A 12,501-nucleotide genomic window follows, 5' to 3' on the forward strand; every position below is an offset into this window, starting at 1 on the left:
TAAATTTCATATAAGATTACAATAATCACTAAAATTTTTATGGACTCTGTCAATTATTATATTTACAGCAATTTCGACTTTTCCCAAAAAAGTGCTGGAGCTACACGAATGTTGTATTATGCAAAGGCATTGGCGAATAAAAAACAAGCAGTTTTCCTGGTTAGTTGCTGTAAAACTAAATTCAATCTAGATAGTTTTGAAGAAGTTGAACCGCATGTTTTTGTACTTAAAAACAAAAAACTGACCACGAATTTCTTTTTCAATATTCTGTTCTTAAAAAGACTATATGGATTCTCTAAAAAATTTAAAGGAAAACGTAGATTTATATTTTACCCATCCCCTCTAGTCTATTTGGAGATTTTAGCATTGGTTTATTTAAAAGGGATTAAAAAACAACAATTATTTTGTGAATTAAATGAAGTAAGACTTTACTCATCGAGTTTCCACGACCCTTTATCTTTTACAAGAATAATATATTCGTTAAAAAAAATCATTTATAAAACGGTGTTTTTTTTAATGCAATACCTACTTTATTTTTACTCTGGTATTATTTGTATTTCAACCTCCATAGAACAATATGCCAGAACATATAATAGTAACACTATCAGGATTCCCATACTTACCGATCCATTTTTAGAATTGAAAACTCAAAATGATAAATCATATTCAAAACAGGGTTATTTTAATATCGGATTTTCAGGGACAATACATCCTACCAAGGAAAACTTAAACGATTTTATTAAGACTCTGAATAATGTAATCAAAGAAGGCCATAACGTAGTATTTAATCTTTGTGGACATGCATATGATAAAGACTTCGCTAAAATATTTAATAATAATCACTTTCAAATAGAATTGAATTATTATGGAAATCTAAATCAAATTGAGTTGTCTACATTTCTACTTCAACAAAATTTATTGGTAATACCAAGAGGTTATACGTTGCAAAATAAATTTGGATTTTCCACTAAATTATCGGATTACTTAAATCATAAAAAGACAATATTACTTACAGATATCAGCGATAATAGTTTATATATTAAGGATGGTATAAATGGATTTATTGTTCCGCCAAACGATAATGAAGCTATGTTTGAAAAACTAGTTTATATAATTAAAAACTTTGAACAAAATGAAATAAAAATAATTGAAAATGCTTATGCTACATCTTTAGAGCATTTTTATTATAAAATACAAAGCAGAAGACTTCGCAAATTTTTAGTTTAATAAGTAGCACGGGACAATTTCCCATACTAGGTTCTACCAACGAGCAATCTGCAAGCTATCCTTAAAACCGAACGGTTTAAAGGGAGGAGGTCACTTTTTGATACAAATTTATTTAGTACAAAGAAAAATATGGCATTTCATTAATTAATCCAATACATATTCAAATGATTGATTATATAACGTAACTACATATAGGAAAAAGTGTTCAAAAAATAATATTTGCGTTTTTGACTCGTTCATGCACTTGGTTATAAACCAATAGATAGATTAAAAATCAATCATACAAAAGATACGTACTTAAATTTCCGATGCCTAAATTTAACGAATACAATCTATCTCTAAGTTGTTAAAGTATATCATTATCATAAATGAACAAAGGAAACATGGCCATGCTGCGAAATAATAATGAGTAAAGTAAACATATTTTAACTTAAGCATTATTAATCAAAAACAGATTTAACACAGGTAAATTATAGTTGTAAAGAATAGAACTATTGACAAAGCCAATTACATTTTATTTAGGAATAGTATCTTTATACATTAATCTAGAGGATTCATTGGCCTATAGTAACTAGCATAAAAAAACAATGGCTAGAACTCTGCAATTTATTGGCTATTTAAAACGTTTAATTATTCTTAAAACAATATAATATGTGCGGCATCAATGGCTTCATTACATCCAATTCATCCAGAGTAAACGATTTAAAAGCTGATATACAGCACATGAACGATTTGATTGTTCACCGAGGTCCTGATGATGATGGAGTATTCACAGAAGTTCAAAAAGAGTATGGTATAGCCTTAGGAATGCGAAGGCTCTCCATTATAGATTTAACTAGCGGAAATCAGCCCATCCTAAGTTCGGATAAACAATTGGTCATCGTTTTTAATGGGGAAATATACAATTACAAAATTTTACGAAATGCATTGATAGCCAAAGGTTTACATTTTGAGACTAATAGCGATACAGAAGTAATCCTGAAGCTTTATGAATTGGAAGGTGAACAATCATTTAAAAAACTGGACGGTATGTTCGCCTTTAGTATTTATGACAAAAGGAGAAAGAAGGTGTTTATAGCACGTGATTTCTTTGGGGAAAAACCACTCTATTATACAAAGCAAAATGACAAATTTATTTGGGCATCAGAATTAAAATCACTGTTAAAAGTCGTGAAAAGTAAACCCGAGATTTCCATTCCTGGGCTTAACCTTTATTTTAGATTAACCTACGTGCCAGCTCCACATACTATTTATAAAAATATATTTAAATTAGAGGCCAACAATTATTTGGTTTACGACTTGGATACCCATGAGTATCAAACATATAGTATTGAAGATGCTTTTCAACGACGTAAAAGCGATTTGAGCTTCAACAAAGCTAAAATAAAAACTAAAGAACTGGTTACAGAAAGTGTAGAAAGCAGATCTATCTCTGATGTACCCATTGGCACCTTCCTTTCAGGTGGCGTAGATTCGTCAGTCGTCTCGCTTTGTCTAGCCCAAATGTCATCAAAAAAAATAAACACTTTTTCCATTGGTTTTAAGAAAAAATCATATGATGAATCGGACAGGTCGCGCATAGTTGCCAAACAAATCAACAGCCAACACCATGAATATATTATAGGCGAGGAAGACTTAAAAGATAACATTTCCGAAATCTTACTTAATTTTGATGAACCCTTTTCAGATTCTTCCGCTTTACCCACCTATTTAGTTTCTAAAAAAACAGGTGAACATGTAAAAGTTGCCCTTACAGGTGACGGTGGCGATGAAATTTTCGGAGGTTATAACAAGTATTATGTCGGCAAGATAAATAGTAAATATACTTCTATAGTGCCTAAAACTCTCCACCAATTTATAATAAAAAACATGGACTATGTTTTGAAATATAAGGGCGACAAAAGAGGACAAAAGTATAGGATTAGAAAAATGTTGAGTTCGGTTAGCTACGATGGAAGCCACTATTGGGACATGATTTCGCTGGCGAATACCGAATATCAATTAAAAAATTTGTTGAAATCCGATATATTTCACCAAGATATATTCATGGAATATAAAAAGAAACTTTCTATTGAGAAGCCCAACAATATTACTGATTTTCGTTTTATAGATAAAATAATTAGTTTAGAAGGAGATATGTTGGTAAAAGTAGATCGAACCAGTATGCTAAATTCCCTTGAATGCAGAGCTCCCTTTTTAAATAAGAAATTATGGGCCTTCACAAATACTTTACCTGAAAAATATTTAATGAAGGGATGGGACAAAAAACACATATTAAAAGAGGCTTTTAGAGAGGATTTTCCAAAGGGGTTTTTAAATCTAAGCAAACGTGGTTTTGGTGCTCCGGTCGGCGATTGGTTACAAATGAGCCTGAAGAAAGAGGTAGAATCCTATATTTCAACACCATTTTTAACAAAGCAGAATCTGTTTAATGCCACGTATATTCAAGAAATGGTCACTAATCACTTAGAAGGTATTCAGGACAGTACATTTCAGGTTTGGAACTTTTATTGTTTTCAGAAATGGTATGTTAATATTTATGAACAACTATAAAGATTAAACCAATGCCAGGGTAATATCTTTATTAAGTTATAAATCCTGATAAATATACTTTATTAATTATTTAGGTTTAACACTTAATTTAAAATGTTCGAAAAAAAATATAAAAAAATAATTAGAGTAACAACGGTACAAGGGTCCCTAGTGGGTACATTAAAAGGTCAGTTTGCTTTTATGAAACAATTCTATGAAATCATAGGTGTTTGTTCTAATGACCCTGAGCTAAACATACTATCAGAAAGAGAAGGCGTAAGGACAGTGGGGATAGATATGACCCGTAAGATTACACCCTTCAAAGATTTAATATCTTTATTTCAATTATATCGCTTGTTTAGAAGTGAAAGTCCAGAAATTGTTCATACACATACACCAAAAGCAGGAACTTTGGGCCTCATAGCAGCATATCTTGCTAGAGTTCCATACAGATTACATACTATTGCGGGTTTACCCCTTATGGAAGCCACTGGTTTAAAAAGAAAACTATTAAATCTGATAGAAAAAATAACCTACGCCTTTGCAACCAATATATATCCAAATTCAAAAGGGCACTATGAGTTCATAATACAGGAGGGGTTTACTAGTGTTGAAAAATTAAAGGTAATTGGGCAGGGTAGTTCCAACGGTATTGATATTTCTCTTTTTAATCCAAAGCTATTTTCAGCTAAAGATAAAGAAACTTTAAGAGAAAAATTAGATATTCCCTTGAATGAAAGGGTTTTAATTTTTCTAGGTCGAATCGTAGTGGATAAAGGTATTCATGAGCTTATAGATTCATTTGTTAGTCTATCCAAAAAATTTAATAACATCACACTAATTATTGGTGGGGATTATGAACGAGATTTAGATCCTATCTCAAAAAGGACAGAAAATATTATAAATAAACATCCTAAAATTAAATTATTAGGTTGGGTCAAAGATGTTAGGCCTTACCTTTCTATTGCAGAATTAATGATTTTCCTAGTTATCGCGAAGGCTTTCCTAATGTGGTCATGCAAGCTGGGGCAATGGGTTTACCTGTAATAGCCACAGATATAAATGGCTGTAACGAAATTATAGTTAATGACATAAATGGTATTATCGTGCCTCCTAAAAACACGTTAAAGTTAGAGGAGGCAATTTCAAATTATTTGAATGGCGATTGTCATACCTATTCTGCAGAAACATGTAGGAACATGATTACAGAAAGATATGATCAAAAATTAGTTTGGAAGCTTATACATGAAGAATATGAGCGTATCCTTACTTCAGATTCCGCCTAGAGCTTTTGACGTAAATACTCCAGAAGATTGCGTTTCACCCATAATTTAAGAACTTACTCGACTTCTCAAGTGAATTCAATCCATATTTGTTTTCTTTGAAAATGGACAAAGCCTTGTAAGGGTAATATAATAATCTATGTGTACCAAAAAACCTCAAAAATAAGTGTCTTTCTTGGGAAATATTCAATCATCCTTAGGCTAAATTCGAAATCCATTTTAAGAATAGAATTTAAAGCGTTTTGTTGTTTTTACTTAAGAATCAAAAAATCTAATAGCGATATCTAGCAAAACAACTTACAAATAGCTTAAGAAATTTATGACTGTAGGTGTGGAAAAACTACAAATATCAATTTTATTGGAAATCGTTGTTCTTATGTCAACGGTTGTCCAAAAAAGAAAAAGAATTAAGTAAAAAATACATTTAGAAATGAAAATAGCAATCCTTATCTACTCCTTATCCGGTGGCGGTGCAGAACGTGTGGTTTCCTACCTACTACCCTACCTTAAAAACAAGGGAATGGAAGTACATTTGGTCCTCATGAACCCCATCATTAGCTATGACATCCCTAAAGATACTACTATCCATTACATTGAAAAATCGAAAGGTGGTATTGAAAATGGTCTCCTTAAGTTGATAAAACTGCCTTGGTTGGGCTATAAGTATGCTAAATTGATTAGTAGTTTAAAAATAACACATTCGTTTGCCCTTCTTACACGGCCAAGTTATATTAATATCCTATCCCGTTATTTTACGAAATGGCACTACAAAATCAGTATCAGCGAACGATCACACCCGAGTATGCAATACGGTTACAATAACTTGCAATCTAAAATAAACAATTTTCTAATTAAAAAATTATACCCAAAGGCAGATCAGATTATATGTAATTCCCGCGGTAATGCCAATGACCTCATTATCAATTATGATATTGCAGCATCCAAAATAGCAGTAGTTCACAATCCTGTTGATATTGAAAAAATAGACGGTATCGAACGAAAAGATGCTTTTTTTGATGACCAATATTTTAATGTGATTACCGTTGGCCGTTTGGATGCGGGCAAAAACCATCAATTACTTATTAACGCAGTTCTTCCTTTTCCTAACCTCCGTTTATACATTATTGGTGCTGGTGGTCTTAACGAGTCCCTAGCTGAGTTGGTACACGAACTGAAGCTAGAGAAACGGGTCTTCTTTTTAGGTTTTGACAATAACCCCTACAAATATGTTAAGGCTGCAGATTTGTTTTTGTTCGGATCTAATCATGAAGGCTTCCCCAATGTGCTATTAGAAGCCATGGCCTGTGGCCTGCCCATTGTAAGTACCAACTGTAAATCGGGACCTGATGAAATTATGGAACTAAAACAACCAAAAACTGAGGACATAATGCTTACCGATTATGGTATCCTTAGCCCAGTTGGCAATCTAGAACTAGTACAAAAAGCATTGGCCTATTGCCTTGAGAATCCAGAATTTTTAGACGCAAGTCGCACAAATGTAAAAACTCGTATACAAGATTTTAAACGAGAACCTATATTAGAAGCCTATACCCATCATATCCTATCCTAATCATATTATGAGCACGTCGATACCCAAAAAAGAAAGAAAAAAAGTGATTCGTACGGCTTCTTTATCGTGGTCTCTCTACGCCTTTCTTGGAGGTCAACTTCGTTTTTTAAACAAACATTACGAAATGATGACCATAGGCTCAGATGATCCCGAGCTACAAAACATGGCCTGTAAAGAGGGTATTGTATCCATACCTGTGAACATTGAACGAACAATTAACCCCATTAAAGATTTTATTTCAATTTATCAATTATTTAAGATTTTTAAAAAGGAAAAACCCTATATGGTACATAGTATGAATCCTAAAGCAGGCCTGGTATCCATGCTTGCCGCCTATTTTGCAGGAGTACCAAAAAGGGCGCATACCTTTACCGGTTTAATCTTTCCTACAAAAAAAGGTCCAATGAAGCAACTATTGTTATTTTCAGATAAATTGATTTGTAGATTTGCTACACATATCTATCCGGAAGGAAATGGGGTAAAGAACGACCTTAAAAACCACAGCGTGACCCACAAACGCTTAAAAGTGATAGCAAATGGTAACATTAATGGAGTAAACCTAGACTACTTTAATCCTGAACTATATACGGAAGCAGATAATTTAAAATTACAGGAACAAATTGGTATCCAACCCACAAATTTCGTTTTTATCTTTATAGGAAGATTAGTAATTGACAAGGGAGTCAATGAATTAGTTGCTGCTTTTGATTCCTTAACTCGTGAACATAATAACGTAAAACTTATACTTGTTGGATCTGATGAGTGGGAATCAGATATTCTTCCACAGACCACTTGGAATACCATTGCCGACAACGAAAATATAGTAGAGGTAGGACATCAAAATGATGTCAGACCCTATTTAGCACTCGCTTCTGCTTTGGTTTTCCCCAGTTATAGGGAGGGTTTTCCCAACGTAGTGCTGGAAGCTGGTGCCATGGGGCTCCCCTCTATAGTAACAGATATAAATGGCAGCAACGAGATTATTACCCAAGATTATAACGGTTTAATAATTCCATCCAAAGACACAGAAGCTTTGGAAAATGCCATGCGATGGTTTATAGACCATCCTCTATTGGTAGATTCACTCGCAAAAGAATGCCGAAATCATATTAGAAAAAAATATGACCGCAAGTTTGTATGGCAGGAAGTATTGAAGGAATACAAATTGATTGAATCGGAAGACTAAAAAAGTACCATCTAATACTTTAAATTTTGTAAATTTTCGTTTAACGAAGTTTTTAAAAGCCTACTTGGTTGCCGAAAACTTTTCATCCTATACCTTTAGAATTACCCTGAAAATCAGTTTTTTAAGAACCATTACGGCTTAACCATAATTAAGGAATAGTAATATTCACAGAATTATGAGATGACGGACTACCTATCGGCCTTAAAAAGTATTAGCTTTAACTTATCAAACAACTAACCCTTCATCCAAGATTTTAGAGTTTCTTCGAATAGAAAAACAAATCTGAAAAGTTTTTGATTACTTTGACCTATGCAAAAAAGCGTAATAGGCTATGGATCAATTTTCCATAAGGTAGATATCACCCACTTACCGGAAATATCCGACACTTCTTTCCTAGGAACACATACGCTATTCTATGCTGGGCGTTATGCCATTAAACACGTCATAGATTGTATTATGCTAACCCGTACTATAGAAACCTTATGGGTGCCCAACTACTATTGTCCCTATGTTAAGAATTGGTTAGAACAAAGAAATATTAGTATAAAATATTACAACATAGACCCCTTTGACACAGAAGCCGATGTTGATTGGAAACAGTTTTCAACATCGGACGTAGTGCTACTCAATAATTATTGGGGACTCAAGGTAAACGATATTCCTAATGGTGCTCGTCCTTTAGTCATTGAGGATCATTCCCATGGATGGCTTTCTCTTGGCTGCTTGACTAGTAAGGCAGATTTTTGTATAGCCTCCTTACGTAAGACATTGCCTATACCTTTGTCAGGTATTGCATGGAAACCCAAGAAAGGAATTTGCCAGATTCCCTTACTTCCTATAAAGCATACCGGTGCCGAAACCTATCCAATGATCGAGTCGTGGAACTTGATTGAAACCGCAATGGCAAAAAAAGCCTCATGTATAGACCCAAAGGAGAAGTCAGAATTTTTAAGTCTTTATGGGATTGGGGAAACGATACTTAGAACTACCCAGGAAATTTTTGAGGTTAAAAAATCACATGAAACGGTAATACGGAACTATCTTTTCAAAGATTTTAACTCGTACAAAAAGAAAAACTTAGGATTGATAACGAAAAGCCTCAAGGATTCCAATAAATTTAAAGTAGTATTTCGTGAAAACCCGATTCCATTTGGGCTACTGTTGGTATTCAAGGATATGGACATACTTAGCAGCTTTAAAAAGTACTTGATCGCCAACGCTATCTACCCGGCCGAACTTTGGCCGCATAATAAAATGAGCCAGACGTATAAGCATTTACTTAATATTCATGTGGACTTTAGGTACAATAAAGCAGATATGGACTATCTTGTGCGCATAATTAACCAGTGGAGTTCTCCAAATACAAAATCGGAAACTATTGAAGAAATGCGACCACTTAAAAACTTATACAAATAAACACCTTAATCCTGATTTAGTTGAACACATTATATACTAACGGGTAAACTCAGTCGTTCACATGTATAGTGACTATAATATACCCCCCAATGATATACAAACGCTTTTTCAAAAGACCTTTAGAATTTGTTTTGGCACTAATTGGCCTGTTAGTGCTATCGCCGTTACTTTTGATTACCATAATCGTGCTTACGATTAGCTTCAAAGAAAGTCCGTTTTTTACTCAAAAACGTCCCGGTAGGCATGAGAAAATTTTTTCTGTTCTAAAGTTAAAAACCATGAGCAGTAAAACAGATGCGGAAGGCAATCTTTTACCAGATACGGAACGTTTAACTCCGATGGGAATTTTTATACGTAAAACATCGATTGACGAATTACCACAACTGATAAACGTACTTAAAGGAGAGATGAGTTTAATTGGTCCAAGACCTTTATTGATACGTTATTTGCCTTACTACACAGATGAGGAAAGAAAACGGTTTTTGATACGACCAGGCATCACAGGATTGGCACAAATATCCGGACGAAATTTTATTACTTGGGAAAAGAAATTTGCCAAAGATGTTGAATATTTAGAGCATATGAGTTTTGCGCTTGACCTAAAAATTATACTATTAACCGTTAAAAAAATATTTACCTCAGAGGGCATCGATGTTGATCCAGTTGGGAACAAAGAAATGCTCGCCCTTGATGATGAGCGCAAGAACAAAGAGGCCTTTGCCCATATCAAAGAACTTTGTTTATGAAAGTTGTTTTTGTAGTGATGCGTTTTGGTCAGGACGGGCTTTCTACCAATATATTAGAGCTAGCTAAAGGCTTGGTTAACAAAGGACACGAACTGCATATCGTGACTAGCGGTTTTAAAACCGGAGCCACTACGGATACTACTTTTTTTAAAGAATTAAAAACAGCTTTCACGTCCTTAGGTATTCAACTTCATTATTTTAAGGAACCATCAGGTCATGTCTTGAATAAAATTAGTATGTCGTTACAGAGCTTATTTAAAATAGGAAATGTACTTCGGAAACTAAACCCTGAGGTGATTCATTGTCACTCCCCCAACCTAACTTTTATACCGTGGATGATGGGTAGAAACTATGTATCTACGGTACATGCAGACACCATTAGACCTAATAGCAGGTATAAACATCCTACCTTGTTAATAGCAGTAAGTGAAGGTTCAAAAGAGTTTACCGAAAGAGTTATGGGTTCTCCCCCAGAAAGTATTCGCATGGTATATCATGGAATCTCCGATCGGTTCGCGTCGGTTATACCTAAAAACAAATTAGAAATATTAAAAAGGACAAACGCAATCCCAATCGATAAAATAATCATCGGGTTTGTAGGAAGAATTTCCGAAATGAAGGGAACCGATATTTTGGTAGAAGCAATTGGTAAATACTTAACTAAAGCAACAAGAGAAAAAATACATATTGTCCTTGTAGGTGACTATCTTAACAAGGATAAAGAAAAATGGTTGTCAGGTATGTTAGAGGAACAACAATTGGAACATTTGATTACGGTACTTCCCTTTCAAGACCCCAAACCTTTCTACCAGCTTTTCGATGTTTTTGTATTACCATCCAGATCAGATACTTTTGGTCTGGTAGCGGTAGAAGCGATGATGAGTGGTTGCTGTACCATACGTGCCGATTCCAATGGCGCTTATGACCAAATTGATCATGGTATTAACGGTATGATATTCCAGATGGAAAATGCTGAACAGTTGGGAGCACAATTGGAAGAAGTGCTTACGGACGAATCTTTACGACTGCAATTGGGAAAAAGAGGCAAGGAAAAAGCCCTTGCAAATTTTACCAACAAGCAAATGATTGACAATACGATTTTGGTTTATGAAGAACTGACGCAGATGTAATAGATTGTATCGCGCAATACCTTAAAAACCTTCGTTAGCTGGTTACATTTTAAAAAGATACTTCAAGTCAACTGCTTAATCAAAAACGATAAATTAAGGGGTTGGAAAAGTTTTTGACGTTAAATACCATGTATACGCTGCCATTGACCTGGGATTTATTTTTTATATCCAAGGAAATTATACGCTAGTCTACCTTTGGAGCTCTGTATTTAGGAAAAAATCCCATGGTAATATTCTCATCATTAGAATTGTTACACTCTTGACCAGAAATCTCTGAAAACTCTTGATATTTCTTTGGCATTAGTATTTTTCTTCCAGTATAAAAATCGATGTCATCATCAAAAGGAAAATACTTCTTTTTATAGAGATACAATTTGTCCTCTTTGCCGTTGGAAAGGCCTCCTCCAATCATGTAGTAGCGCAATCCCTTTTCGTTTGCCCATTTGACAGCACTTATTTTTAAATATTCATTAGGCCGAAGCTTAAAATAATCTGAATCCGTACCTCCTAAAAAGGAGTACATTGTCTTTTCCGAAATTAAGAAAAGTTCGGTGGAAATAGGAAGTCCGTCCTTATACACTAAACCTATGGCGCATTTGCGCTCATTGTTACGCCAAAATTCTACAAAGTATTCCAAGGGATGATAGAATGAATCTATGGCATCCCTCCGATCCATAGTGCCTATATACACCTTATAAAAATCTTCAACTTGCTTTTGGGTTATATCCTCATAAAAGAGTCTAAACTCTAAACCAGTCTTCTCCGCTTTACGAAATTGATTTCTGGTATTCGATTTAAGATTAGACCAAAAGCGCTCCCAATCTGTAATATCGCCTTTTACATTAAATAATGTATGTACTACTTCACCGGAGTAGCCTTTATAGTTTTCAAAGAAATTAAATCTCAAAAATTCCGAAACTACCTTGTTTTCAAGATACCAGTGGTCTACAACGTTCCAAAACTCCTTAACTAAAACTTCTGAGCTACCTTCTTTAAAAAAAGGTCCATTATAACCCCAGGGACTGCTAACATCATAAAATCCGGTATCCTTGTTGTTGAGCATTATGGTTCTAAGTAAAAATGGCATTACCGCGATAACCTGATTATCCGAAGATGTAAAAACAAAAAAATGTAATCGTTGTTGATCCGTTTGTACACTAGACAAAAGTTCATAACAGTAATAGGCGCTATCGCAACCCACTTCCTGCAATGCATTTTTATATAACTCTATAGTTTCTCCTTTTTCAAAAAGATAACTTTGTAATGTAAAAGTCTCCGTAGACTGCATGCTTTAATTGTTTGTAAAATAGAACGTCAATAAATCAAAAGAATTGTTTTTCCAATAGGATAAACAATTTTTTTAAACACCATATATCCTAGCATATCTTAAATGTATAAGCATATAACATTG

8 protein-coding genes and 1 pseudogene are annotated in these 12,501 nt (G+C 34.1%); 8 read left to right on the plus strand and 1 reads right to left on the minus strand.

From position 1 onward, the window contains the following. Positions 1 to 39: 39 nt before the first annotated feature. The 8 genes and pseudogenes from MS6x_RS02205 to MS6x_RS02240 all read left to right on the plus strand — a co-directional run bounded on the left by MS6x_RS02205 (position 40) and on the right by MS6x_RS02240 (position 11,090). Positions 40 to 1,227, plus strand: a complete 1,188-nt coding sequence (locus MS6x_RS02205; protein ID WP_482605145.1) for a glycosyltransferase — start codon at positions 40 to 42, stop codon at positions 1,225 to 1,227. Positions 1,228 to 1,878: 651 nt separating this feature from the next. Then, positions 1,879 to 3,780: an asparagine synthase (glutamine-hydrolyzing) gene (asnB, locus tag MS6x_RS02210; protein ID WP_482605146.1), complete on the plus strand. Its 1,902-nt coding sequence runs from the start codon at positions 1,879 to 1,881 to the stop codon at positions 3,778 to 3,780. 180 nt (positions 3,781 to 3,960) lie between these two features. After that, a pseudogene (locus MS6x_RS02215) lies at positions 3,961 to 5,045 on the plus strand (glycosyltransferase family 4 protein). A gap of 427 nt (positions 5,046 to 5,472) precedes the next feature. Next, positions 5,473 to 6,612, plus strand: coding sequence for a glycosyltransferase (locus MS6x_RS02220; RefSeq protein ID WP_482605147.1), 1,140 nt, complete (start codon positions 5,473 to 5,475; stop codon positions 6,610 to 6,612). A gap of 7 nt (positions 6,613 to 6,619) precedes the next feature. Next, positions 6,620 to 7,798, plus strand: coding sequence for a glycosyltransferase family 4 protein (locus MS6x_RS02225; protein ID WP_482605148.1), 1,179 nt, complete (start codon positions 6,620 to 6,622; stop codon positions 7,796 to 7,798). 309 nt (positions 7,799 to 8,107) lie between these two features. Beyond that, complete coding sequence (locus tag MS6x_RS02230) at positions 8,108 to 9,214, plus strand: hypothetical protein (protein ID WP_482605149.1); 1,107 nt, start codon at positions 8,108 to 8,110, stop codon at positions 9,212 to 9,214. A 92-nt stretch (positions 9,215 to 9,306) separates the two neighbouring features. Beyond that, positions 9,307 to 9,960, plus strand: coding sequence for a sugar transferase (locus tag MS6x_RS02235; protein ID WP_482607128.1), 654 nt, complete (start codon positions 9,307 to 9,309; stop codon positions 9,958 to 9,960). Then, complete coding sequence (locus tag MS6x_RS02240) at positions 9,957 to 11,090, plus strand: glycosyltransferase family 4 protein (protein WP_482605150.1); 1,134 nt, start codon at positions 9,957 to 9,959, stop codon at positions 11,088 to 11,090. Before MS6x_RS02235 ends, MS6x_RS02240 begins: the two co-directional genes overlap by 4 nt. A gap of 184 nt (positions 11,091 to 11,274) precedes the next feature. Here MS6x_RS02240 and MS6x_RS02245 read toward each other — a convergent pair whose 3' ends face one another. After that, on the minus strand, positions 11,275 to 12,378 hold the full coding sequence (locus MS6x_RS02245; protein WP_482605151.1) for a GNAT family N-acetyltransferase: 1,104 nt from the start codon (positions 12,376 to 12,378) through the stop codon (positions 11,275 to 11,277). Positions 12,379 to 12,501 lie beyond the last annotated feature (123 nt).

The organism is Maribacter sp. MS6 (assembly GCF_056839185.1).

Bases quoted from the DNA above. Each gene is read 5' to 3' on its own strand.
- asnB (WP_482605146.1), top strand. From the start codon at position 1,879: ATGTGCGGCATCAATGGCTTCATTACATCCAATTCATCCAGAGTAAAC.
- MS6x_RS02230 (WP_482605149.1), top strand. From the start codon at position 8,108: ATGCAAAAAAGCGTAATAGGCTATGGATCAATTTTCCATAAGGTAGAT.
- MS6x_RS02205 (WP_482605145.1), top strand. From the start codon at position 40: ATGGACTCTGTCAATTATTATATTTACAGCAATTTCGACTTTTCCCAA.
- MS6x_RS02220 (WP_482605147.1), top strand. From the start codon at position 5,473: ATGAAAATAGCAATCCTTATCTACTCCTTATCCGGTGGCGGTGCAGAA.
- MS6x_RS02245 (WP_482605151.1), bottom strand. From the start codon at position 12,378: ATGCAGTCTACGGAGACTTTTACATTACAAAGTTATCTTTTTGAAAAA.
- MS6x_RS02225 (WP_482605148.1), top strand. From the start codon at position 6,620: ATGAGCACGTCGATACCCAAAAAAGAAAGAAAAAAAGTGATTCGTACG.
- MS6x_RS02240 (WP_482605150.1), top strand. From the start codon at position 9,957: ATGAAAGTTGTTTTTGTAGTGATGCGTTTTGGTCAGGACGGGCTTTCT.